The sequence below is a fragment of the Symploca atlantica LB2515 genome (genome assembly GCF_052546295.1).
This window is the reverse complement of the sequence record NZ_JBQWMT010000001.1, coordinates 4548935-4574469: the sequence shown is the minus strand read 5'-3', so window position 1 is coordinate 4574469 and position 25535 is coordinate 4548935. Positions and strand designations below refer to the sequence as shown.

The 25535-nt window shown below is 44.2% G+C and carries 21 protein-coding genes; 10 read left to right on the top strand and 11 right to left on the bottom strand.

Annotated features, from left to right (window positions below; translation table 11 throughout):
* Nucleotides 1-299 precede the first annotated feature (299 nt).
* Together ACT7WV_RS18965 and ACT7WV_RS18960 are read left to right on the top strand one after the other, a co-directional pair.
* Nucleotides 300-1292, top strand: a complete 993-nt coding sequence (locus ACT7WV_RS18965; protein WP_445105688.1) for a YihY/virulence factor BrkB family protein — start codon at nt 300-302, stop codon at nt 1290-1292.
* Between the two features lie 255 nt (nt 1293-1547).
* Nucleotides 1548-2417, top strand: coding sequence for an SPFH domain-containing protein (locus ACT7WV_RS18960; protein ID WP_445104386.1), 870 nt, complete (start codon nt 1548-1550; stop codon nt 2415-2417).
* Nucleotides 2418-2577: 160 nt separating this feature from the next.
* Here ACT7WV_RS18960 and folP read toward each other — a convergent pair whose 3' ends face one another.
* From folP to ACT7WV_RS18945, 3 genes are all read right to left on the bottom strand, one after another.
* Nucleotides 2578-3441 (bottom strand): dihydropteroate synthase, encoded by an 864-nt coding sequence (gene folP, locus ACT7WV_RS18955; protein WP_445104385.1) that lies wholly within the window; start codon nt 3439-3441, stop codon nt 2578-2580.
* A 121-nt stretch (nt 3442-3562) separates the two neighbouring features.
* The gene (gene tpiA / locus ACT7WV_RS18950) at nt 3563-4288 is read right to left on the bottom strand and encodes a triose-phosphate isomerase (RefSeq protein WP_445104384.1); all 726 of its coding nucleotides are present in this window, start codon (nt 4286-4288) and stop codon (nt 3563-3565) included.
* 441 nt (nt 4289-4729) lie between these two features.
* Nucleotides 4730-6880 (bottom strand): polyribonucleotide nucleotidyltransferase, encoded by a 2151-nt coding sequence (locus tag ACT7WV_RS18945; protein ID WP_445104383.1) that lies wholly within the window; start codon nt 6878-6880, stop codon nt 4730-4732.
* 275 nt (nt 6881-7155) lie between these two features.
* Between ACT7WV_RS18945 and ACT7WV_RS18940 the strand changes: the two genes are divergently transcribed.
* The 5 genes from ACT7WV_RS18940 to ACT7WV_RS18920 all read left to right on the top strand — a co-directional run bounded on the left by ACT7WV_RS18940 (nt 7156) and on the right by ACT7WV_RS18920 (nt 14180).
* Nucleotides 7156-10392: a DEAD/DEAH box helicase gene (locus ACT7WV_RS18940; RefSeq protein WP_445104382.1), complete on the top strand. Its 3237-nt coding sequence runs from the start codon at nt 7156-7158 to the stop codon at nt 10390-10392.
* Nucleotides 10393-10410: 18 nt separating this feature from the next.
* On the top strand, nt 10411-11226 hold the full coding sequence (locus ACT7WV_RS18935; RefSeq protein ID WP_445104381.1) for an SWIM zinc finger family protein: 816 nt from the start codon (nt 10411-10413) through the stop codon (nt 11224-11226).
* 73 nt (nt 11227-11299) lie between these two features.
* Complete coding sequence (locus ACT7WV_RS18930) at nt 11300-11665, top strand: DUF2784 family protein (protein WP_445104380.1); 366 nt, start codon at nt 11300-11302, stop codon at nt 11663-11665.
* A 197-nt stretch (nt 11666-11862) separates the two neighbouring features.
* A complete protein-coding gene (locus tag ACT7WV_RS18925; RefSeq protein WP_445104379.1) occupies nt 11863-12261 on the top strand; it encodes a hypothetical protein in 399 nt (132 codons plus the stop codon).
* A gap of 5 nt (nt 12262-12266) precedes the next feature.
* Nucleotides 12267-14180, top strand: a complete 1914-nt coding sequence (locus tag ACT7WV_RS18920) for a tetratricopeptide repeat protein (RefSeq protein ID WP_445104378.1) — start codon at nt 12267-12269, stop codon at nt 14178-14180.
* Nucleotides 14181-14272: 92 nt separating this feature from the next.
* Here ACT7WV_RS18920 and ACT7WV_RS18915 read toward each other — a convergent pair whose 3' ends face one another.
* Both ACT7WV_RS18915 and ACT7WV_RS18910 read right to left on the bottom strand, forming a co-directional pair.
* Nucleotides 14273-14623 carry a DUF5615 family PIN-like protein gene (locus ACT7WV_RS18915; RefSeq protein WP_445104377.1) on the bottom strand — a complete coding sequence of 117 codons (351 nt, stop codon included), beginning with the start codon at nt 14621-14623 and terminating at the stop codon, nt 14273-14275.
* Entirely contained in the window at nt 14620-14844 is a 225-nt protein-coding gene (locus ACT7WV_RS18910; RefSeq protein WP_445104376.1) for a DUF433 domain-containing protein, read from the bottom strand. Before ACT7WV_RS18910 ends, ACT7WV_RS18915 begins: the two co-directional genes overlap by 4 nt.
* A 328-nt stretch (nt 14845-15172) precedes the next feature.
* On the opposite strand from ACT7WV_RS18910, the gene ispF reads away from it, so the two are divergent.
* On the top strand, nt 15173-15664 hold the full coding sequence (gene ispF / locus ACT7WV_RS18905; protein WP_445104375.1) for a 2-C-methyl-D-erythritol 2,4-cyclodiphosphate synthase: 492 nt from the start codon (nt 15173-15175) through the stop codon (nt 15662-15664).
* A gap of 12 nt (nt 15665-15676) precedes the next feature.
* Here ispF and ACT7WV_RS18900 read toward each other — a convergent pair whose 3' ends face one another.
* Nucleotides 15677-18124 carry a PAS domain S-box protein gene (locus ACT7WV_RS18900; RefSeq protein ID WP_445104374.1) on the bottom strand — a complete coding sequence of 816 codons (2448 nt, stop codon included), beginning with the start codon at nt 18122-18124 and terminating at the stop codon, nt 15677-15679.
* A gap of 707 nt (nt 18125-18831) precedes the next feature.
* Here ACT7WV_RS18900 and trpD point away from each other — a divergent pair.
* Complete coding sequence (gene trpD / locus ACT7WV_RS18895; protein WP_445104373.1) at nt 18832-19902, top strand: anthranilate phosphoribosyltransferase; 1071 nt, start codon at nt 18832-18834, stop codon at nt 19900-19902.
* Nucleotides 19903-19917: 15 nt separating this feature from the next.
* Here trpD and ACT7WV_RS18890 read toward each other — a convergent pair whose 3' ends face one another.
* A complete protein-coding gene (locus ACT7WV_RS18890) occupies nt 19918-20202 on the bottom strand; it encodes a hypothetical protein (protein WP_445104372.1) in 285 nt (94 codons plus the stop codon).
* Nucleotides 20203-20214: 12 nt separating this feature from the next.
* Nucleotides 20215-21378: a class I SAM-dependent methyltransferase gene (locus ACT7WV_RS18885; protein ID WP_445104371.1), complete on the bottom strand. Its 1164-nt coding sequence runs from the start codon at nt 21376-21378 to the stop codon at nt 20215-20217.
* A 178-nt stretch (nt 21379-21556) separates the two neighbouring features.
* On the opposite strand from ACT7WV_RS18885, the gene ACT7WV_RS18880 reads away from it, so the two are divergent.
* Nucleotides 21557-21877, top strand: a complete 321-nt coding sequence (locus ACT7WV_RS18880; RefSeq protein ID WP_445104370.1) for a hypothetical protein — start codon at nt 21557-21559, stop codon at nt 21875-21877.
* Nucleotides 21878-21906: 29 nt separating this feature from the next.
* Here ACT7WV_RS18880 and ACT7WV_RS18875 read toward each other — a convergent pair whose 3' ends face one another.
* From ACT7WV_RS18875 to ACT7WV_RS18865, 3 genes are all read right to left on the bottom strand, one after another.
* Nucleotides 21907-22290, bottom strand: coding sequence for a nuclear transport factor 2 family protein (locus ACT7WV_RS18875; RefSeq protein WP_445104369.1), 384 nt, complete (start codon nt 22288-22290; stop codon nt 21907-21909).
* 136 nt (nt 22291-22426) lie between these two features.
* Entirely contained in the window at nt 22427-23803 is a 1377-nt protein-coding gene (locus tag ACT7WV_RS18870; RefSeq protein WP_445104368.1) for an aromatic ring-hydroxylating dioxygenase subunit alpha, read from the bottom strand.
* A 454-nt stretch (nt 23804-24257) separates the two neighbouring features.
* Nucleotides 24258-25535: an aminotransferase class I/II-fold pyridoxal phosphate-dependent enzyme gene (locus ACT7WV_RS18865; RefSeq protein ID WP_445104367.1), complete on the bottom strand. Its 1278-nt coding sequence runs from the start codon at nt 25533-25535 to the stop codon at nt 24258-24260.

Below are 25535 nucleotides of genomic sequence, written 5' to 3'. Positions count from 1 at the left end.
CTTTTCTATCTACTGAGGCTAGTCCAATTAAAATGCTGGAGTGTTAGCACAAAAAACGTCGCACCTAAGACACAGCAATCGCTGTCCTAATTCGGGTAACTAAAAGCAGTTAGGGCTATAGTCTATGTTGTAAGTGCGTTAGTCTTGCACCAGCACTCCAGCACTCAATGCTACTTACCCACTTTCTCCGATGCTTGCGCTACCTTGATTTGGCAAAGTTGGGGCAAGTTTTCCGAGCCACGAAAGCCCACTGGTTACTAATCTGGTCTACTAAAATAGCCTCTAAGGTTTGGATAGGATTGTCTCGGGTCTTTTTAGCTCTCCTGAGAAAGTTCTTCAAACGACTTGTTCGCTTTTTTAAATTCTTTCAACATTTCAACTGGGCAACAATTAAAGAAGTTGGTTACCTTATTTTTCAACAAAGGTTACACGGTCTCTCGGCTGAAATGGCGTATCAGGCCACATTGGCTCTGTTTCCTGGAATTCTAGCACTTATTGGCGCTGTGGGGTTATTTGAATCCTTCTTGCCTTCCAGTTTTTACCAAATGGCACGTTTATTCGGTGAGCTCGCACCAGATGAAGTGCGGTACACAATTAGCAGTTTAATTCAACAAATTACAATAACTCCTAGCCAAAGGGTTTTTTCCCTCAGTTTCCTTGGGTCGCTATGGATTTTTTCTGGAGTCCTGGGTGCAGCCATGGCAGCTCTTGATCAAATCCATCGAGTTCCTATTGCCAAAAAAAGACCATTTTGGCAAGCTAAGCTGGTGGCTCTGGGTTTAGCTATCGGCACACTCGTACTACTAATTATTGCTTCTGTAACAGTTTTAATCAGCGACCAGATTGTAGAAATCTTAGCTCGCCAAAGTTGCCTGCTGGAGACAGTTCCTGATTGTCCACTGGATAAAGTAGGGAATTGCTTGTTTGAGCCGCCTGTTCAAAACTGTTTGCTCCAGTCAAAATTACTAGCTGCTTGGCCAGATTGGAAATGGCCTCTCACCTTGGGAATAGTCTCGACAGCCTTTGCCTTTGTCTACCGCTTCGGTCCCACCTGTCGCCAAAAACGCACACCCATTATGCCAGGAGCCGTTTTTGCAGCGATACTATGGGCTATACTCTCCAGCTTGTTTCGGCTTTATGTTTCTCATTTCAGCAACTACGACCTGACCTATGGTGCCATTGGAGCCTTTATCATTTTGCTGCTGTGGCTTTATCTTACTTCCTTAGTCATGCTTATTGGTGCACAGCTAAACGTTACTGTAGGAAAAGCAATGCGAGACAATAGAGAGTAGGGAATGAAAGCACATCAGGGCTATTATTTAGGATGAAATCAAAGTCGCTATTATACCATTTCATGGTAATTTTGCAAGAACAAAACTATCTGTATTCAAGTGCTATCCGCCCCGAAAATTTAGTAACTACCGAGACTGAGCAAAATAGTATTAGTTAAAGAAACTAGTTTTTAACCGCGCTATTCTAGAAGGATCTCTAGAAAGTTCAAGTCGCAACACCAATCAATAAATAAATGTCTTAGCTGGAGAAAAACTATGGAATCCGCAATCCTTTCGATCATTGCTCCCATGATTTTGGTAGCACTTGGCTACAGTATCGGTTCGGCAAGAATTGTCAATGAAGGCAACGAAGCCTTGGTGGAACGCTTGGGCAAAAAGCACAGAAAACTGGAGCCAGGTCTCAACTTTATTGTGCCTTTAATTGACAAGATTGCAGTGGAAGAGAGCACTCGTGAGCAGGTTTTGGATACTAAACCCCGGCAAGCGATCACCAGAGACAACGTTTCTGTGGAGATAGATGCCGTGGTGTTCTGGAAAATTGTAGATCTTGAAAAAGCTTTTTACAACATCGAAGATGTCGAAGAGGCAATGACCAATTTGGTCTTAACCAGACTGCGTTCTCTGATTGGTGAAATGGATCTCGATGAAACCTATTCCTCTATGGACTACATCAATCGCAAGCTGTTAGAACACGTAGCTGAAGCGACTGGCGATTGGGGAATTCAGGTAATCCGGGTGGAAGTACAAGAGATTTCTGTACCTCCATCAGTTAGAGAGTCGCTTGAGAAGAAACGGATCGCTGAGAGTGAGAAACAAGCGGCAATCGAGAGGGCTGAAGGTGAAAAACAAGCCGAAATTTCTAAGGCAGAAGGCACGGTGAAGTCGCTCGAAATTATTTCCAAAGCTCTTAATGGACAATCAAATACTCGGGAAGTTTTGCAGTACTTGATTGCACAACGCTACGTAGAAGCTAATGAAAAACTGGGCGAGAGTGCCAACTCTAAAATCATCTTTATGGATCCCAATAAATTGAATGAAGCCATGACTGATTTGCTGGGAGAAGAGTCCGCCTCCAACATAGGCGCTAATCCAGGAAACGGTTCTATTCGTCCCCACGACCAGTAATAGAAAGTTGCAGATGGGGGAGGACAAGGGAGACAAGGAGGACAGGAGAATTATCTGATTCCCTAATTCAGCCGCCAGCTTATCTCAAGTCCGCCTATTTGCCCATAATCAAAATTTCTCCATGTCTGACCCAACTATAGGTATTTAACGGGACATGACATTAGGTTAAATTTGTCTTTCGCCAAATGGCATCGGCAACCAGACAGACATCTCGCATTTCTGAGAGATCGTGTACTCGCAGGATGTCTGCTGAACCGGCAATTGCTGCGCAGCAAGCGGCAGCAGTTCCCCAGATTCGCTCCCTGGGGTCGGGTTGATTAATCAGGTGACCGATAAAACTTTTCCGAGACACTCCCACCAAGATCGGTAATCCTAAGGACTCAAAAGAGGACAGTTGCCGCAAAATAGCCAAACTTTGCTCTGCGGTTTTAGCAAAGCCAATACCAGGGTCAATAAGTAGGTGCGATCGCTTAATGCCAGCAGCGATCGCAGCAGCAACTTGAGTTTCCAGAAACTGCTGAATTTCTCTGATTAAGTCTTGATACTCAGTCAGTTGTTGCATAGTTTGAGGGGTTCCTCGCAGATGCATCAACACAATCGGCACATTTAGCTGGGCGACAACTGGAAACATCTGGGCATCAAATGTGCCGCCAGAAACATCATTGACCAGATCTGCACCTGCTGCGATCGCTTGTTGTGCGACAAATGCCCGTGTGGTATCAACTGAAATTGGTATGCTCAGAGCTGAGCGTACTGCCTTGACTACTGGCAACACGCGATTAAGTTCTTCTTCCAGAGAAACTTGCTCAGCGCCTGGCTTAGTAGATTGACCGCCAATATCAATAATATCGGCACCCCCTTCTACTAGACGTTGGGCTTGTGCTAAAGCAGCAGTGGTTGTGTAAAACTTACCGCCATCACTAAAGCTATCGGGCGTCACGTTTAAGACGCCCATCAAATAAGTTCGCTCTCCCCACCGGAAGGAACATTCTCTAATTGTCAGTAGTGCTGGGGTATTCGCCATTTATTGCTAGTAAGGTTGTTTGTGGACAGGTTATGTTTGAGTAGTTTTACTCACTAGTAGTTGAGATCGTGAGGCTCAAAACCTTCAACCTGTAACCCTATTAACCAATGACTAATAACCTCTATTGGTAATTGACAATTCGTGCAAAGCTTTGTGCTTCAAGGCTAGCTCCCCCGACAAGGACGCCATCAATTTCCGGTTGAGCCATAATCTCATCAATATTGTTGGGTTTAACTGAGCCACCATATTGAATCGAGACATCAGCTACTTTAAGCTGACTCCGAATCATGCCGATTACCTGGTTAGCTTCATCTGTCTGGCAAGTATCGCCAGTGCCAATCGCCCAGATAGGTTCGTAAGCAATCACCAACTGTTGTTGGTCAACGTCTACAAGATCTTTAGTCAACTGCTTAGTGATGACTGCCTCAGTTTGATCAAGGTCACGCTGTTCTTTGGTTTCGCCGACACAAAGAATGGGTATTAAGCCGTGACGTTGAGCAGCTAAGAGGCGTTTATTGACGGTTTCGTCAGTTTCACCAAAGTATTGACGCCTTTCACTGTGACCAACAATGACATAACGCACATCAATTTCCGTCAGCATAGAACCAGAAATTTCACCGGTGTAGGCTCCTTCGTCCTCCCAATGAATATTCTGGGCCCCTAACTGTACGCGGCTGTTTTGCAGATTCTTGGACATTACACCCAAGTCTGTAAAGGGAGTACACAGAATTACTTCCCTATCTTCGGGAGTTTGCCCTAGTTCAGGCATAAACCCCTGTAAAAACTCAGAGGATTCCCTTTGAGTTTTGTACATTTTCCAGTTACCGGCAATGACTATATTTCGCACAGCTTAGCTAGATCATCTCCAAACCATAATGCATTCTTTAGTTTAATGCTTGTGAGCTACTCTATTACGAGTCATAAATTATAAATAGTAAGATTTAGCGAATTAAGATTTGTAAAACTTGTGGCGCTAAGGCGTAGCATTCAGCTCAGCAAACACGCTACGCTGCGCTATTGAGATCACAAATCCCCTTGTGTTGCAGTAGGATTTGCCTAGGACGGACTTGTTGGTTCAAGGGGAGGTGGTAAATAGCACTCCACTGATGGTAAACACATTGCTTTGAGGCAGAAATGTTTAGCGATAGGTTAGTGAGTTAGTGTTAGGACAACCCAAGAAGGATTAGACCTAATCATCCCCCGGATTAATCCGTGGGGAGTATCAACTATCTAACTCAAAACTCAGGACGGGTGCACAGACACCGCCCCTCAAGAGTTTTAAACTCTTCTAAGTCGTCGCCGCTGCCCGCGCTGCTGCAGCCTCGTCCGGGTGAATGCCCAGACGTGTAAGATTAATGCGACCTTTGTTGTCAACTTCTCGCACTTTGACAACCACTTCGTCCCCGACAGCTACCTCATCCTCTACCTTGCCGACTCTATAGTCTGCTAGCTGAGAGATGTGGATCATCCCTTCTTTGCCGGGAAGTATTTCCACAAAAGCACCAATGGGAATAATCCGGGTGACTCTGCCTGCGTAGACATCCCCTTCATTGAGCTTACGGGTTAGACCTTGGATAAGCTTGAGCGCTTTTTTCGCCCTTTCGCCTTCGATGGCAGAAACTGTTACTGTACCGTCGTCTTCGATGTCTACTTTAGCACCAGTTTGCTCGGTGATGCTCTTGATCATCTTACCGCCGGGACCAATTACTAAACCGATCAAATCTGAATCAATTTTGGTGGTCAACAGGCAAGGTGCAAAAGGCGACATTTCCTGACGAGGTTTGTCAAGTGCCTCTAGCATTTTTTCCAAAATGTGCAGTCTTGCAGGCTTGGCTTGCTCGATCGCTTTGGCAATAACATCTAGAGGAAGACCAGTGATTTTCATGTCCATTTGCAAAGCTGTGATACCTGTATCAGTACCTGCAACTTTGAAGTCCATATCACCTAAAAAGTCTTCAATGCCTTGAATATCGGTGAGAATGCGGACTTCATCCCCTTCCTTAATTAGACCCATGGCAGCACCACTGACTGGCTTGGAAATTGGCACACCAGCATCCATCAAGGAGAGAGTTGAACCACAAACCGAACCCATTGAGGTCGAACCATTAGAGGAGAGTACTTCCGATACTACTCGAATTACGTAGGGGAAGTCTTCTTGTGGTGGTAATACGGGCATGATGGCACGTTCTGCTAAAGCACCGTGACCAATTTCACGTCTTCCCGGCGATCGCATTGGCTTAGTTTCACCGACGGAAAAGGGCGGGAAATTGTAATGGTGCAGATAACGCTTCTCTTCTTCTGGATTAAGATCATCAAGAGTTTGGGCATCACCTGGTGTTCCCAAGGTGACTGTGGAAAGCACTTGGGTCAATCCTCGGTTAAATAAAGCGCTACCATGAACTCGTGGGGGTAATAAACCCACCCGACAAGAAACCGGGCGCACCTCATCAAGTTTACGGCCATCAACCCGGACACCATCTTCAACAATTTGACGGCGCATCAACTCCTTGGTCAGGCTTTTGAACACCTTGCCCACTTCTTTGCTATTCTCTGTCGCCGCGACTTTGATCGGATCTTCTGCCGATAGTTCGGCGATTTCCGCCATTACCGTGTTTTCCTTAATCTCATCTAAGGCAGCATCACGGGAATTTTTATCGAAGTCAAATTTTGAGAGAACTTCTTTGATGGGTTTGGTGACGCGATCGCGGATAAACTCTTCTAGCGTCGAGTCTACTACTGGCGGTTCCTCGGTAACCATCTCAATGCCCAGTTCTGCCATCAACTCTCGCTGGGCAGTAATTAAGTCCTGTACGGCTTCGTAGCCGAAATCAATCGCCTCGATAATATCTTGTTCTGGTAGTTGATTGGCCCCCGCTTCCACCATAATCACGCCCTGGGGAGAACCAGCTACGACTAAATCCAGATCTCCTGACTCAATTTCTCTATAAGTTGGGTTGATAATAAAATCATCACCAACTAAACCGACACGCACTGCTGCCATTGGGCCATAAAAGGGAATCTTGGCTTGCAATACGGCAATAGAAGCACCAGTCACCGCCAAAACATCTGGCGGCACCAGCTCATCCATTGACAAAGTGGTTGCTACTATTTGAATATCGTCTCGAAGCCAACTAGGAAACAGTGGTCGCAGGGGACGATCAACTAAACGGCTGGTGAGCGTCACTTTTTCTGGAGGGCGCCCTTCTCGCCGCAGAAACCCACCCGGAATTCTACCAGCTGCATAAAGCCTTTCTTCGTAGTCAACCAGTAAGGGAAGAAAATCTATGCCTTCTCTACCCCCAGAACGGGTAGCCGTTACCAAAACAGCAGTATCACCCGATTGAATTAGCACGGAACCACCTGCTTGTGGCGCAAGCAGACCTGCTTTCAGTCGAATATCCCTTCCGTCGAAGGATATTGACTTGTCTAGCTCTACCATTCAGTACGTTGTCCTTCTTGATCATTTTTTTTCTCTGTCGCAATCGTAGCACTTATGTACTATTGCTGCTTTGAGGTAAATTATGGTGATTCAGGAGGTCAAAAAATAGTCCACTAGCAAGTCAAGCATTTCCTCTTTATCCTCTTTAATAGATGGACTGCTGGTGAAGATGTAGCAGTAAGCAACCGCTTTGCCTTTGGTGACTATAACTGCTCATATAAATTAAAAAACTCAGAGCACAAAACCGATAACTCAAAACTTAAAAATCTTTAAGCATGGCAATTTTACATGGTAGTTGGATACCTCAAGAGAAGGGTGGTTATTTATTTATTTGGGGAGAAACCTGGCGCAGAACAGTGGCGGTGGAATCGCTTTCCGTCAATGGGGTTTTTCCTCATCCTCTAGCGATGACACAAGCAGAGTTGACTGCTTTTTTGCGTTCTCAGAATGTATCGATTAGTAAATTTTGTGCAACTCTCGAAGGAGCTAGTCAAAATGGTCGTAAAGACAGGCAACAGAGCGAGGAACAGCGGTGGCTCTCTCAAGTAATTGCCTTACCAACTCAAGTCACCTCAGATCAGCAACCAGCATCTCCAATACTCTCTACCAAGATGCCAACAGTTGGTGCAGATAGTCCAACACCAGAACTACAACTATGGCAAGTTGAAGGCTTCCGTCTTGAAGCTTTAGAAGCTTCTGAATTTCTTCAGGCTCTACCTCTTGGTTCTTTTAAAGCCTCAGACACTTATGTAGGAGCAGAGCTACGTTTTTGGTCTCAGGTAACTCGTTGGAGCTTGGATTTACTAACTCGGTGTAAGTTCTTACCAGGACTTTATCGACTGCCAAAGGGCGAGGTTATTGCCCAATGGCAACCCCTCCTGGATAGTGCTGTAGACCAAGCTCGCACAGAAAAGTTTACTAAGCTCATGCCCTCTGGCTGTCGTGCCTATCAAGCAACTAATCAGTGGTCAGTCATCGGTTCCCCAGAGTCACAAGTTGAAGCTTCAAACCCTCAACCTACCGCCTTTCAAGAACCCCAGGAATTACTACTAGGCTGCCTAAGCAGTCTAATTAATGCTCAAGTCTGCAATTGGCTACAGGCTCAGACTCTACCAGTTGTTCAATCACCCGTCAAAGAGTGGTTGCAAACTCTATCTAGTGCTGCTGATACCCTAAAAGTAGATCCGACAGCAGTAGCCCGACTCGAAGCTGCGCTGCAAACCTGGACAGCTCCGGTGCAACAAAACTTAGCAGTACCCCTGTCCCAAACTTTGGGCAAAAATCTGTTCCGCACCTGTTTTACTCTACAACCTCCGGGATCAGGTAAGACTAACTGGCGGTTGGAATACGGTTTGCAAGCGGTTGACGATCCGGAATTTTTAGTTGATTCTCAGACAATTTGGCAGCAACCAGTCGAACGCTTAGAGTATCAAGGGCGCACTATTGAGCAACCTCAGGAGACTTTCCTCAAAGGTTTAGGATTGGCTTGCCGACTCTACCCGCCTATTGAACCGAGCTTACACCAATTAGTTCCTTCTTCTTGTGAGTTAACACCAGTAGAGGTGTATGAGTTTATCAAAGCTAGTGCTTGGCGACTGCAAGATAGTGGCTTGGGCATCGTTCTACCACCATCTTTAGCTCCTGGGGCTACAGAAAGACGCCTCGGCGTCAGTATTCAGGCGGAAGCACCGAAACCGCAAAAGCACGAGAGGTTGGGACTGCACAGCCTGCTTAAGTTTAAGTGGGAACTGGCGATCGGTGAGCATAAAATCTCGAAAAAAGAGTTTGACCGCCTGATGGCGCGTCAGTCTCCCCTAGTGGAAGTCAATGGCGAGTGGGTAGCATTGCAACCAGCAGATGTCAAAGCGGCCCAAGCCATGTTTGTCGCGGCTAAAGATCAGATGAGTCTCTCGGTGGAAGATGCCCTGCGCCTGAGTACGGGAGACACTACTACCATGGGCAAATTGCCAGTAGTCAACTTTGAAGCGTCCGGTGCCTTACAGGAGTTGATTACTAATCTTACAGGTAATCGTTCTATTGAGCCGATTGAGATACCTGCTAGTTTTCAAGGACAGTTACGACCTTACCAGGCCAGAGGAGTTAGTTGGCTAGCTTTTCTGGAACGTTGGGGTTTGGGTGCTTGTCTAGCAGATGATATGGGGTTGGGTAAGACTCCTCAGTTGATTGCCTTTTTGCTGTATATGAAGGAGCAAGCAGCCTTAGACGGTACAACACTTGTGGTTTGTCCAACTTCGGTGCTAGGTAACTGGGAACGGGAAGTCAAAAAATTTGGCCCTTCCCTTAAGGTTGTGGTTCACCATGGAGATAAACGCAAAAAAGGTAAGACATTTGCCAAAACTATCCAGGATAAACAGTTAGTAATTACTAGTTATCCCTTGGTGTATCGAGATCTCACAACTCTCCAGGAAGTTGACTGGCAAGGTATTGTTTTGGATGAAGCCCAGAATATTAAGAATTCAGCAGCCAAGCAGTCACAAGCAGTACGGCAGCTAGCAACGGGTTTTCGTATTGCCCTGACAGGGACTCCGGTAGAAAATCGCTTGTCGGAGTTGTGGTCAATTTTGGATTTTCTCAATCCAGGTTATTTGGGCAACCCCCAGTTTTTCCAGCGCCGCTTTGCTATGCCTATTGAAAAATTTGGCGATACCTCTTCTTTGCAAACTTTGCGTTCCCTGGTGCAACCCTTCATCCTGCGACGCCTCAAGACTGACAAAAACATCATTCAAGATTTGCCCGAAAAACAAGAGATGAATGTCTTTTGTGGTTTGTCCGCAGAGCAAGGGGCTTTGTATCAAAAAGTGGTGGATGAGTCAATGGCAAAAATTGAAAGTGCTGAAGGTATTCAGCGTCGCGGTTTAATTTTGACACTGCTATTGAGACTCAAGCAATTGTGCAACCATCCAGCGCAATTCTTGAAGGAAAAAAAGCTAGAACAGCCTCAGCGATCTGGTAAATTAATGCGTTTACAGGAAATGTTAGAAGAGGCAATTGAAGAAGGCGATCGCGCTTTAATTTTTACTCAATTTGCCGAATGGGGCAAACTTCTCAAGCCCTATTTAGAAGCAAAGCTGGGAGGTGAAACCCTTTTCTTGTATGGGGCAACTCGCAAACAGCAACGAGAGGAAATGGTTGACCGCTTCCAGAATGATCCGGAAGGGCCAAAGATCATGATTCTTTCTCTGAAAGCTGGTGGCACTGGTCTTAATTTAACACGAGCAAATCATGTTTTTCACGTTGATCGCTGGTGGAACCCGGCAGTGGAAAATCAGGCAACTGACCGTGCTTTTCGGATTGGTCAAACCCGCAATGTTCAGGTGCATAAGTTTGTTTGTACAGGTACGTTGGAAGAACGTATTAATGACATGATTGACAGTAAAAAACAACTGGCAGAACAAACGGTAGAAGCTGGGGAAGAGTGGGTAACAGAAATGGATACAGACCAATTGCGATCGCTGTTACTGCTTGACCGTGATGCTGTAATTGATGAATAGAAAATGGAAAATGGAAACATGACTAATTACGAAATCGAAAGCCAAGAATGGTGGGTGCAGCGGTGGACAGATTTACTCAATTCCTATCGCTTTAAGAAACGTTTGGAAAGAGGACGTAAATATGCCAAAGAAGGTAATATTCTCAGTATTGACTTTCAAGGCTCGGAAGTAAAAGCTAAGGTACAAGGTACAGCACCAGAGCCTTATCACCTTTCTATTTCTATAGACCCTTTCACTGATGAAGATTGGAACTATGTAGTAGAAACAATGGGTCAAAAAGCCGTTTACTCGGCTCAGTTATTAGCGGGAGAAATGCCCCATGATATTGAAGGAGTATTCACCGCTAGTGGTTTGAGTTTGTTTCCTTTCACTCTCTCCGAAGTTCATTCCCGCTGTAGCTGTCCTGACCCCAAAAATCCCTGCAAACATATTGCCGCAGTTTACTACGAATTAGGCGATCGCTTCAGTGAAGACCCTTTTGTATTATTTCAGTTGCGGGGGCGTACCAAAGAACAAATTCTTGATCAACTGCGTCGATTACGCAGTAAAGTAGCAGGAGAAAATGTTAAAAAAACACCTACTAAATCCAGTAATAAAGAATCAAAACCCACCTCTCCAACAGTGCTCAATATTGAGCAGTTTTGGCAATATAACGAACCCCTTGACCCTTCTTTGGTAGTAATTTCACCATCACCAGAGAGCCGCACTGTGCTTGATTTGTTAGGAAAAATTCCTCTAGCGGCGGTAGATGAACAGGTGATGAATTATCTCAAAGGAGTTTATCAGGCAGTGAGTCAGCAGGCAATGATCACGGCACTAAATCGAGATAAATAAGAATAAGACATTTGTCTTTGAAATCGGAAATTTGCGAGTCAAAAGTTGAAGTTTGAAAGGTTATTTTGTCTAGATGAAACAGCTCACAGACTTAATGATTACAGTGCTTAAAGCTGTTCATCTAGCGGTTTTATTATTTGTCATTTTTGGCTGGATTTTACCGATAAAATTGTTATTGTTGTTGCATATTGTGTTTGTACCGCTAATGATTTTGCAGTGGCAATTCAATCAAGGAACTTGCTTTCTGACTAATATTGAAAATCAACTGCGTGGCGAAGGTAAGGAAAAGCAACAGCAACAAGGGCAATTCATTAAGAGTTTGCTAGGTAAATGTTTTAATCCTCTGCCTTCTGACTCAACCATTAAGCTATTGATTTACGGAATTATCGGTTTATCTTGGGGAATCTCCCTTATCAGAGTATTCTTATTTTCAGGGTAATTAATATTTATAGCCATTTTAGATGCACTGTGGACACTGCATATTTTATCTCTTGTCTATTTGTGGTTAGTTTTCCTGATCAATCATTTATCAAGGTTATACAGAAGGGACGTTTTATAGCTTCTCTGCTTATTTATCCGGATTCATCCATAACCAGCGAGTAAACTAAGACTAAATCCCTCAGCAGCCCCTAGCAAATGGAACCCCTAACAGCTGGTGCGATCGCTCTTTTAACTCTGCTTTTAGATAAAACTTTAGATAAAACCGTCGAAGTCGGTGTGGGTAAGGCGTTTGAGCAAGGTGATAAGTTACTGACGCTGCTCAAACATAAGTCTCCGGAGACGGGAAGCGCGATAGAACTAGCTGCACAGCATCCGGAATTGGTGGCACAGCAGCCGGAGGATTATGGTGAAGCGGTGTTAGTGGCAAAGGTAGAAAAGGCAGCACAGCAAGATCCAGAGATTAAAAAAGAAGTCGAAGCCTTGGGAGAGATGGTGCAGTCTCAGCCGCAAATTACCAAGGTTATTGAAAACTGGAAAGGTATCAATATTAAAGGCGGCACTAACACTATTAATAATCCTAATCTTAATTTTTAACGCCAATGGATACCCAGGAAAATTGGCAAGGAATAAATACTAAAGGCGATACTATAATTAATAATCCCCAGATGAATTGGCACTTGCCTGCCTCCCACCCTCAGCTTAATCCTCTAGAACATATTCCTAATCGAGGTATTACCCACTTTGTCGGGCGAGATCAGGAACTTACTACACTGCATGAAAAGTTGCAAGCAGGAGAGCAAGTAGCAATTTGTGCAGTTGCTGGTATGGGTGGCGTTGGTAAAACTGAACTGGCGACTCAATACGCACGGCGAAATATAGATAGTTACCCTGGTGGTATTTGTTGGTTAACTGCCAGAGATGGACAGCTAACAGCAGATATCTTACAGTTTGCTCAATTACAACTTAATCTGAATGTACCCCAGGAATTAGAGGGAACATTACTCAACTCTCAGCAGCAGGTGGAGTGGTGCTGGCAGCATTGGCAACCTGCGGAAGGGTTAGTGTTGGTAGTATTAGATAATGTTACGGATTTAAGTAGTTGTCTACAAATACTGCCCAGTTCTAACCGCTTCCGGGTTTTGCTGACAACGCGACAGCGAAATTTAGACAGTAATTTTTTTGAATTATCTTTAGATGTCCTCTCACCAGAGGCGGCTTTGGCATTGTTAACTGCCGTGGTGGGTGAGGAACGGGTGGCACAGGAACCCCAAAAGGCGGCTCAATTATGTGCATGGCTGGGTTATTTGCCCTTGGGTTTAGAATTGGTAGGGAGCTATTTGCTCGAAGATCCAGATTTGCGCTTGGAAAGGATGCTGGCGCGGTTGAAGAAACAGCGATTGATGGATGAGTCAATTAATCGCAGTTGGCAGCAAATGGGGCAAACTGCTAGCACCGCCCAGTTGGGGGTTAAAGATGCTTTAGAGTTAAGTTGGCAAGAACTTGACCCGATGGCGCAGCAGGTAGGGCAGTTTGTCAGTTTATTTGCTGCGGCGGTATTTTCTTGGCAGTGGGTAGAGTCTGCGACTGAATTGCTTAAATGTGCAGAGTCGGATATTAACGAGGCGAAAAAGCAACTTTATAAGCGTTACTTAATTGAACGAATTGAACGCATTAACGATAGAGAGGCTTGCTACAAAATTCATCCCTTAGTGCGGGAGTTTCTGCAAGCTAAGTTGGCTGAGTCGGGGGAGGGGCAAGAATTTAAACAAGCTTTTGCTGCAGGGATGGTGGAAATTGCCCGAAACATTCCTGACTCACCTACTTTGAAGGATATCGAGTCAGTAAGAGATGCTATCCCTCATTTAGAAGAAGTTGCCGAACATCTGACGGAAGCGTTGAAAGATGAGGATTTAATTTCGCATTTTGCTGGCTTAGGTAGATTTTATCAAGGACAGGGGTTATATTCTTCAGCAGAACCTTGGTGTCAGCAGTGTTTATCAGTAGTAAAAATGCGCTTGGGAGTTGAGCATCCTGACGTTGCCAGTAGCCTCAACAATTTGGCATTATTCTACTACTCTCAAGGACGCTATACGGAAGCGGAACCTTTGTATTTAGAAGCTTTAGAACTGTGCAAACGCTTACTGGGAGTTGAGCATCCCCAGGTTGCCACGACGCTCAACAATTTAGCATCACTCTACGAATCTCAAGGACGCTATAAAGAAGCGGAACCCTTGTATTTAGAAGCTTTAGAACTGAGCAAACGCCTACTGGGAGTTGAGCATCCCCAGGTTGCCACGACGCTCAACAATTTGGCATTATTCTACTACTCTCAAGAACGCTACACAGAAGCAGAACCCCTGTATCTAGAAGCTTTAGCACTCTGTGAGCGAGTGTTGGGAGTCGAGCATCCTAATACTGTTACTTTCCGCAACAACCTAGTAATTCTGCGGGAGGAGATGCGTAAGAGTAATTCCTGGCTGGGTAGGTTGAAGCAACGGTTGCGGAAGGGTTAGAACCTTGAGAAGGGAAAGCCATTACCAATACTGACTCATATTGCAAAAACCTATATCTAACAACCTTTAAAAAGTCTGGTGTCAACAGCTTGTTATGCGGCATCTCCACTTGAAGCCAAAACCAAAATACTTTCTGTTTCGCTATCTTCAAATTGAAGAATCGTGTCAAAATTATCTCTCAAAATCTGAACAATTTTTGATGTTGAACTGTTGCCAATACGAAGATAAATAAATTTGGGCGGATGACCGTAAAGCAAACTGCGCTGGTGAAAGTCAGAATCTTTAGAAACAATCACAAAACCATTCGCCTTGGCATATTCCCAAATAAGTGCATCGTCAGTATTTGTTAGTGCTAAGGTTTTGACATGCTCAGAATCAGGATACAAATCGACAATCCTGTGAATAATTCGGTCTGACAGATTTTCATCCAATAGCAGTTTCACAGTGATGCCACAAATAACCTTTTCTCACGATCAGCCGCAAAAGCAAGACAGGCTTTAATGTCTTCCGCAGTGAGTTCAGAAAAATCTTCCAAAATCTCGGCTTCTGTCATACCACTGGCTAGATACTCTAAGATGTCATACACCGTGATTCGCATTCCCCGAATACATGGCTTTCCACTACGTTTTCCAGGCTCGATGGTAATGATATTGTGGTAATCCATAAGCGACAGTTGGTAAAGATATTAGCTTATTCCATCATATGAGAAGTTCTATTTCCTAGTCACAGCAACAGTCTGACGTTGTTAGAGTTGATCTGCAAGATGCTGAGCAGCTTCCAGATTAAGCGATCGCTTTTTGTGAGAATTTAACCTAATAACGTTGTACTATACAGACGTTAGAGGGCAAGTCAGTGCCAGTTAATTATCGGCTTGACAACCAACAGGAGGGAAAGACAAAAAAGATACTACATTATTTAGGGGAATGATGAGAAGGCATTCACTGAAATTACCCGGCAAGAATTGATAACTAAAAATTACTCTTCACCCTTTAATGAATATTCGCATTGGTAACGGTTACGATATTCACAAGTTAGTTACAGGTCGCCGTTTAATTCTCGGTGGCGTAGAAATTCCCCACGAATTAGGGTTACTCGGCCACAGTGATGCCGATGTCCTAACTCATGCAATTATGGACGCTATGTTAGGCGCATTGAGTTTAGGAGATATTGGTCATTACTTCCCTCCTTCTGACCCTAAATGGGCAGGAGCAGATAGTCTGGTTTTATTAAATCAGGTTAATCAATTAGTGCAGACTAATGGCTGGAAAATTGGCAATATTGACTCTGTAATTGTGGCAGAACGCCCCAAACTAAAACCCCATATTAAGACAATGCGCGATCGCCTTGCCAGCACCTTGGAGTTAGCACCAGACCAAATTGGCGTTAAAGCAACTACTAATGAAAAGTTGGGCCCGGTAGGACGAGAAGAGGGAATTGCTGCTTATGCTGTAGCTTTGTTAGTCAGTAATTCCCCCAATAGTTGAACATACTAATTTTTAATCTCCAACCCGATGACTATCTTGTCTTATCGGAATTTCCACGATGAACTCAGACCCTTTTCCAGGTATGGAATTGCACCTTAGTTGACCGCCGTGTCTTTCAGTAATAATTTGGTAACTAATTGCTAATCCTAAACCCGTGCCTTGACCTACTGCTTTAGTGGTAAAGAAGGGGTCGAAAAGTTGTTTTCGTGTCTTTTGGGTCATTCCAGGACCATTGTCTGTAATGCGAATAAAAATGTGGGGGATAAACTTTGACAGAGAACTATTTTCTTCTGAAAGTTCTTCAGTAAGAGGCTTAGAACTAACCACCGAGCTAAGACTATCTTTGCTAAGCAAACCAGTTTTAATTGTGATAGTCGGTAAGGGACAAATATCCATTTCCCATGGCTGAGTTTTTACTTGTTCCTCTAAAGCATCTATGGCATTAGTGAGTAGATTCATAAACACCTGATTTAGCGGCCCTGGATAACACTCCACCGTTGGCAAGTCGCCATATTCCTTAATAATGGAGATTCCAGCTCGACTTCGCTTGGCTTTGAGACGATATTGCAGAATACTTAAGGTACTCTCAATTCCTGAATGAATATCTACTAGCTTGCTGTCTGACCCATCAGAGCGAGAGAATGTCTGGAGTGATTTGACAATTTCGCGGATACGTTCAGCACCCACCTTCATCGAATTTTGTAATTTATCTAGGTCAGTAACCAGAAAACCGAGGTCAATTTCCTCAATATACTCCTGAATTTCTTGCGGTGACTCGGGATAGGTTGCCTGATAAAGTTGTACTAAACCCAATAGGTCTTGAAAATACTGTTGAGCATGACTTAGATTGGCATAAATGAAGTTAACCGGATTGTTAATTTCGTGAGCTACACCAGCGACTAGCTGACCTAGGCTCGACATTTTTTCACTCTGAATTAACTTGGCTTGAGTGAGTTGCAACTCTTGCAGGGTTTGTTGTAGTTGAGTAGCTTTTTCTTGAGCTTGCTCGGTAGCCATGCAACTCTCAGCATAAAGATCTGCCTGTTTAATGGCAATTAGTAGTTGATCTCTGACTGCTTGCAGTAGTTCTACTTCACTATCTGTCCAAGGTCGAACCCCACTACTATGGCTACAACTGATCACGCAAATGTGACCCGATGGTGTCTGCATTGGTAGTAGTAATAGTGAGGTATAACCCAGAACATGAGCGAAATTTTGCTTAATCTGGTTATCTAAACTCTCGACATTATCTATCCGCAGGATTTCTAAATTTAAGAGATGTTGACTCAGGGGTTCTACAAACTCAGCGGAATAGCGACCTGTAAAATCTGATAAATCAGGATTGCACGCTTCTTTAAGGACTCTCCAGTAAGGTTGCGGCCCATAGGAGTGGTAGCAGGCAAATTGACAGCGGTCTATTTCTAATATCTGGCGGATTTCTTGGGCTGTAGTCTCCAGGATGATATCCAGTTGCAGGCTATGACGGATTTGTGTCGCCAGTCGGTTGAGTAGTGCTTCTCGTTGCACCCGTTCTCGCAATTTTGCCTCAGATTGCCGTAAAGCAGACTCAGCGGCTTTGCGCTCACTGATGTCTTGTATGACATTGAGGAAGTACCTGGGAGTGTCTTGGGAGGTATACACTAGCGAAGCTGTAATCTGCACCCAGACAAATGAGCCATCTTGGCGTAGGTAACGTGCGTCTCGTGAGCAAGTCTCAATTTCACCCGCTAAAAGCGATCGCCCATATTCTAAATCAACTGATAGATCTTCTGGATGGGTAATATCTGAGAGGGAAAGTTCTAAAAGTTCCTTACGGGTGTAGCCAAGGATATTGCAGAACTTTTGGTTGACTCTGAGAAATTTTCCCTCTGGCGTGGTGTGACTAATCCCAACTGCCGCTTGCTCAAAGGTGGCGCGGAAGCGTTCTTCACTCTCCAGTAGTGCTGCCTCCATCTGGTTTTGCTCAGTAATATCGATATAATTTCCCAAGGCTTCTGCTGAAGAGCTAAACTCTTGTAGCTCCGTAAACATTACCACCCCGCCAATTTCTCCCGTGCTGGTGCGCCAAGGCTGAATTTCCCATTTGATCCTTTGTGGTGAACCATCTGATCTAGCGAAATAATCTGAACTACCTCTGCTCGTTTTTCCGGCTAAACACAAGGCATAAATTTCTCGCCATCCTTCAAGAGGATCGCAGGTAATGAGCGGGGAATCAAGAACTGATTTGCCTCCCCAGCTTTTGAGTTTTGATTGCTTTCTGCGGAACAGAGGAAAAACTTCGTAATGAAAACTGCCTATGATGTTTTGGTTTTCCAGACCATAATCAGCTAGCCAACGACGAGAAATGACCAAGTAACGCAAGTCTCGATCGAGCATTGCTACAGCAGTGGGCATGTGTTTCACAAACGCAGACAATAGCTCTGGGTTTGCTGAGTCAGCCAATTGTTCTAAAAGTTGCATTTATACAGCTATCTATCCTAGCAGAAATAGGAGAAAAAAGCATCACCTACGAGGTAGAGCGCGGATGAAACTACTTGTAGAAATAAAGGAACTGAATGCCTTTATTTTTCTACAATTACTTGAGTTAATTATCTAGAAAAGCCGTAGGCTAAGGTTATGATCAACCAGTTTAAATGCCCATTAAAGCTCAACAGATTAGCCGCAGGGTAACAGGCACATCTCAATAAGACTCTTCTACAGGGTCTTTCTTGTACATGGTTGTACTAAAATTAACTAACCTGTTCACAATGGAGCGATTCTTGATTAATTTCATGTTGACCAGATTCGCTCAAGTCAAGATATCGGCATCCCTGTAAGATTCATTCTAAATTAATCTTAACAATTGGACAACCTACAAATTAACTTAAGACTCTCAAGAAACAGTATTTTTATTCAAATTAAGTAGAAAAAGCCCGTGAAGCTACTGCGGCTTCTAGCATTGCCAGTGAGCAAAACGCCAGTAAACCAGCTAATCGTTGAGGAGCTACTCTTGCTAACCAATAGCAATATATTATTTGTAGATACTAAAGATAGATTTTGCTTGAGTATTAACCCGTGACCAAAAAATATTCAGCTTAGCTCAACGCAATTAGGCGGAAACATAAGAATATATAAGAAACCGTGGACAAGCCAAGAGCTTATCCCAAAATTCCTCGAATCCTTGTTTTATGAATGAATCTATGTCTGCGATCGCTCAAACCTCAGCTAACTGGTCTAGTCTGCTGGAACAGCTACTAGACGGCCAGTCTTTATCCCTTGACCAAGCATCGCAGCTAATGCAGGGATGGTTAAATGAAGAAATTCCGGAGGTTTTATCAGGAGCGATTCTAGCTGCTATTCAGGCAAAAGGCGTCTCGGCAGCAGAATTAGCAGGTATGGCTCAAGTCTTACAAGCTCAATCTTTACAGGGTAAAGTAATCAACCATCAAAAACCAGTAATAGATACCTGTGGTACTGGTGGTGATGGTGCCTCGACCTTTAATATCTCCACCGCTGTTGCTTTTGTTGCTGCTGCGGCTGGGGTTCTAGTAGCCAAGCATGGTAATCGTTCTGCTTCTAGCAAGGTAGGTTCAGCAGATGTCCTAGAAGCACTAGGAATCAATTTAGCAACGGCACCCCAGAAAGTAGAAGCGGCACTAGAGGAAGTAGGAGTTACTTTTCTGTTTGCCCGTGGTTGGCATCCAGCTATGAAGGCAGTGGCACCCCTACGACAAACTCTCAAGGTGCGGACAGTGTTTAACCTCTTGGGGCCACTGGTGAATCCTTTGCGTCCCACTGGTCAGGTGATTGGGGTATTTGACTCCAGCTTTGTGACAAGCGTTGCCCATGCCTTGCGCCAAATGGGAGTTCCCCAAGCGTTTGTCCTGCATGGCAGAGAAAAACTAGATGAAGCAGGATTAGCAGATGAAACTGACTTAGCGCTGCTATCAGGCGACCAAGTGCGACTCTCAACACTTAATCCCCAACAGCTAGGCTTAAATCCAGCACCCACAGGAGCACTACGAGGCGGTTCCCTAGAAGAAAATGTCACGATTCTGCGAAATGTCTTGCAAGGCAAGGGAACAGCCGCGCAGCAAGATGCTGTGGCGTTGAATGCTTCATTAGCCTTGCAGGTGGGTGAAATTGTGCCACTTGAAGATCACGCGGCAGGAATTGAGCTAGCCAGAGAAGTTATTAACAGTGGTGCTGCTTGGTTAAAGTTGGAGCAGTTAGTGCAGTTTTTGGCAAGTAGGGAGTAAGCACTAGTTAGCTCTTTAGGTACTTAATCCCTCATCTTCCTGCACCACCCGCAGTAATCGCTCAATATAAAACTCACGCCACTGCTCTCGTTCTTGTGCTGCTTGCCCGTCCGCAGCATAAGCCTCAATTTCCTCAGTAAATATTAAACCTTTAGCCTCTGCTAGCCGTTCGATGGTGTCGAGACGTTCACGTATCACAGACACCTCTCCGGCTAGGGCCATCACGATGGCCAGTAACTTGTCGTTGTCAGGGTTATCTAAATAAACAGGTCTTTTGCCTTTGGCTTTTTTTGCAGTCACGCATCCCCCTTTTCACTTACTCGCAGCAAAAATAAACCAGTTTAACTTACCGTCAGAACTTCTGGCTTTACGGTTCTCTCTTGGTATACTTGTCTGTTCTTTACCTACTCCCATAGGAACAAAATACTCAATAACCTGATCTGCCTGGAAGCCAGCTGATTTTGCCACTTTAGCCAAGTCGAGGTCTCGCATGGCACTCCAGAAAGGTTCGTTGTTGTTGATAGTTTGCCACTCATAAACAAAAGCGGTGTAGGGATCCATGTGGCAGTACAAAGGTGAATCGATATGAACCATCATTCCACCGGGAGTCAGCAGACGGTAACACTCGTCAAAAACCCTACGAATTATAGGAACAGGGATTTCATGTAACAGGATATGACTGACAACTAGGTCGAAAGACTGATCGGGAAAGTTAGTATGTTCTGCATTCTGTTGAGAAAAATGTACCCGTTTACCCAAATCCTCCGCTCGTGCGTGGGCATAACGTAACATTGGCGCTCCAATGTCAATAGCATGAACCTCGCTGTGGGAATAAGCATCCACATAAGGCAGGGTACTATGACCCACAGAACATCCCAGATCAAGAATTTTTTTTGGTTCAAAGTCAGGGTAATTGGGCTTCAAAAACTGATAGATGATGGCAAGACCCCTGACATCGTGGAGCAGTCCAAACGCACCACCCCGAAAAAGCTGGGCTGCAATATCGTATACTGCGCCAGCGCTAACATCATCTTCAGTGAATTCGGTGTGGAATCCTCCCGGCATACAATGCAGATCTACAGCAGTATGGTAAGCGGGAATAGGCAAATTCGGGTTAAGACTCAAGGAACCAATTGGTTGAGTTTTGTTCTTCGCTTGCTCCACTAACTTGGGGAGTTGACGTTCAATACTGATGCTCACTGAGTCCCAGATCATTTCTTGACTGATGCGCTTCAAGGCACTTTCCCACTTGTAATAGGGTTCGTGCTGCATAATTTCTCGAACTTCATGGCGGTTTTGAGGAGGGCGCTGGTATTCAAGCTGGAACTTGGGTTTGCCTCGGCCCTCGTAAATTTTTTTGACTCCTGGACTTAGTGTCCTGAGCAAATGAGTTTTCAAGCTTCTGACAAAGTTTTGGCGAGCCAGTTCGTCGTGAGTGGCCTGCGGTCGCACGGAATATTGAACTTGTTTGCCCATTAAAAACCTCCCATGATATCCCCTTCTTACGCTCGTAAGCAAGCTCAACTTTGTTTAACAATTGTTGCAAAAAACTAACACCTTGCAGAAAAGTAATGACTAATCCTGAAAAATATTTGGTAGCCCAAAATAATCAATGAGCTAACCAGCAGTTAGGTAACCCACAATTAGTTAGTTAGTGACAACACTCATGAGAGAGAATAATTTTTACAAGGACAATAAAGAAGTTAACGAATTATCAGATGACACTAATCTATTAAGGTGGTGTCCGGTTAGTGGTAATGATTGGACTACCAATATCAGAGAGGAATGTTTCACAGCTCCCAATCGGCTGGTTAAAGAACAAAAATTCCACTCAAAAAGTAATCTCTTATTATTTTCCACATTAACATCTCTGGCTTTATTAGTAGCTGCCCATTTTATTTCGGCTCTAAAAACTTTTCCAACAACACAAGAAAATCCTGTAATTCTCTCAGATGAACAACTCATAGAAGATTAGTTGTCAATAACAACTTTAACTTTTGAGTACTACTTCAATTGAGCAATCATTTCTCCTTCATGCCAGTAAGAAGACATTTTTTTGATTTTACCGGAGTCGTTAATTTCAAAAGTACTAATTCCTTCAGCAACAGCATTTTTGCCATTTTTGGCAATCACCCGCATTGTCCATTTAACTGCTGCTCCTTCCCCAGCAATAAAGACCTGATCTTGAGAAATTTGTAAGTTATCATAAAACTTAAATAACAGACCAAAAAATTTCTGAACATCCTCGTGCGCTTTGATTGGTGGCTTGCCAACCGGGTCATAAATAACTGCATCTTCAGCAAAGTTTTCTAACCAGCCTTCTGGATTCATTGCTGTCATACTGGCAAAATAGGCAGCAACAACTTTTTCAATAGTTTCTTTTGACATGATTAAAGATTCTCCAAAATTTCAGACCAGATTATTTTCGCAATTAGCGTGTTGTCTATTTGTAGGATGATGGGGATTTTTGGTAACTAGTTTCTCTTTTGTCCTCTTTGTCTTCCCCATCTTGATTGTTCGTTTTTTATTTATCTCCAGATGGTGCAACGCTACGACGAGTGTAGGAACGCTCAAAGTGGGTTTGAAATTTGCCCACTACAACTGCTAAGACTAAAGCTAAAAGAGAAGCTGATACTGTTACAATTTCAAGCAAAGAATGATCCGTAACTATAGCTAAAGCTGCCAGCGCGATCGCCACAGCCACCAAGGATTGTTTGAGCCAGATCGTTGTCCGATAGGCACGATTGCAAGAACTACAGATGTGTGTGTGTCGCTGTAATCTATTTGGGGTTACCGGATTTTGTGTAGGTTCTTGAGTAGCATGCCGTGCCGTAGAATAGCCCTCGTAAAATGGCAAAGAAGACCCAAATTTATCAAGCCACTTACGGTATTCAACCACCAAAGTATCGGATGTCTTAACGGGCAAGTACAATTCTTTCAGGCTTTTTCCTAAGCGCTCAATTTGTGCTTGTTGACCCACAATTAGGGGCAAATCTTGCTCCAATATTTTGTTGGTATTCAAATGATCAAGCCAGCGAGGTCTTAATTTTGCTGTCCAAGTCAAAAAATTGCGATAACCTCTAGCCAGAAGACGGCATCGTCCCTTACCAAGGGGAATTGAATACAAAGCCAGTCCAAAAGTCCAACCTTTATCTTCAAAATGAGCACTGTTGAGAACTAGGTTAGGAGCAATGAAATCAATGTGCTTCCAGATGTCATTGGGTTTTTGTGTACCTCGCCATCTACCTCGAATTCCCTCAACTGAACTCTCTAGCACTTCCATTTCCAGTGGTTGTGCATTTTTACGATTACCACCACCTCTAGTGCCGTGATGGCTGATACTAACATGAGCTGGATCTGTAACATTCTCCACAAAGTAGCTTTGGTCATAAGGGAGATCCAACATAAAATCTGTATGTATAAATCCTGGCTTATCCACCTCCTCTAGAGTTGGAATGCGATCGCAATCGGCGAGTTCTTTTTCTCCAGGCCATAGCCAGATAATGCCTTGACATTCCACAACCAAACAAGACTCTACACAGGCTTTTGCTGGAATCTTAGTATCTGCTGGTAGCTGAGGAATATGCAGACATTGACCATCTGTGCCAAACTGCCAACCGTGGTACAAGCACTCAATTTTGCCATCAATGACTCGTCCGTCAGAAAGTTTAGCAGCACGGTGGGGACAACGATCTACTAAACACACTAACTGACCATCTTGGTTTTTGAACAAAACCCAGGGTTGATCATAGAGTGAAAAGCTATAGGGCTCTTTTGGTGGTAGATCTTGCAAGAAAGCCACTGGATACCAGCAGTGTTTCCAATTAAACTCTTGGTCGGTTTCCCCCGTCACAGAGGTGGTGGTTAGTGGTGCTGACGGTATCGAGTTAGCGATTGTCATGGGTTTCCCCCTTTTTTTATTCTGATCTTAGCTAAAAGTACGAGTAAGCTATTAGTCATTTAAACTTTATTGTCAATGATTGTGAAATCATTCTAGTGCAACCAAAATGGTTGCTACTTATACCCCATTTAAATGGGTGACAGCTTGGTACAGGTCTTAGCTGTATTCAGATATCAGAGTGCTGCTGTTTCTGACTATTCTTGTAAGTTAAATATTTCGCAACTCAAGAGCATAAAGTCGCCGGAATTATCATACTTAACCGTCAGTCTTTTATACTCCTTATCCGAGACTAACCTAGCAGATACGATTTCAAATTCTTCACCTATTTTTAGCATCTTAGGTACATTGACAACTACGCTTATAATTGATTGATTCGTGAGTGTTTTAGCCATGGAGAAACTGCGTCAATGTGACTAAGTTTATGATAACTTTGAGCAAAAAATCGCCCTTGAGTTTAAGCTGGGGAGTTAGCAGTAGCATATGCAATTGCTGCTCTAAATTTCGGCAAAGCACGGCTAATCATCTCCTCACTAGCAGTCAGCGAGATGCGGAAATAACCTGGTATTTCCTGCGGTGTTCCAGGTAAAACAAAGATATCGTGACTAGCCAATAACTCCGCAAAGGCACAGTCATCTAACCAGGGTGATTGTACCAAGAGGAAGAACGTCCCTTCTGGGGTTGGCAACTTGTAGTCCATTTCCCTAAGTTCCTTCACCATCCAATCTCGCTTATGCTGTAAATGTTCGATATCAAGGGTGAGTTTTTCTAGGTCAGTAAGGGCATATTGCATGAGTGCACTAGGGAAACACCAACCGAACGTGGTGCCTTGAACCATAGAAATTAAGCGCCTGATTGGCTCTCGATTAGGCATGGTGGGTGGCAGAGCAATATAGCCGATACGCTGACCAGGAGTCATTAAGGTTTTACTATAGCCGTAGACCAGGAAAGAAAACGGGTAGAATTGAGTAGGACTAGGACAAATTTGGTGATCAAAAACAATACGGCTGAAAGCTTCATCAGAGATTAAGTAAATAGGTTTGCCGTAGCGTTGTGAGGCTTCAGTCAGCAGATTTGCCAACTTTTCCAGAGTGGTGGCGGTAAATATTTTACCCGTGGGATTATGAGGTGAATTGACAATAATTGCTCTGGTGCGTTCTGTAATAGCAGCAGCGATCGCTTCTAGATTTAAGTCAAAAGTGATGGGATCCACGGGCACCGCCACAGGAACTGCACCCGCCTCATCGATCATCCGTCTGTAGCCTAGCCAAGGTGGGGTATTAATTATCACCTCATCCCCAACTCCAGCCAATATTTGCAGGCAAATTGCCAAGCCAACCACAGTCCCATTAGTCAGAAAAACATCTTCCGGTTCTACGGAAATACCACGCTGGCTTTTGAGGGCGGCTGACACTGTAGCCCGTGACTCTGGTAAATTACCTTTATAGGCAAACCAGCCCTCATGTTGTGGTACGCTCCAATACTGCAAGGCTTCCACGAAACCGGGCGGTGGCATTTCGTGAGCGTCGCCCAAGGTAAAATCAAGGCTACCTGGTTCCTTTGAGCGTTTCATGTAGGCCGCCTTGGCATAAAATTCACTGATGGGAGTCTGGAACTCCATTGCCTTGAGGAAGCGGGGTGAGATGACATGGGTTGTCTGAGGGGACTTACCCTCAGCAACTGATTGCTGTGCTACCTGTGGTGGTGTCGAGGGTGGTTGTATATTGTCTGACAT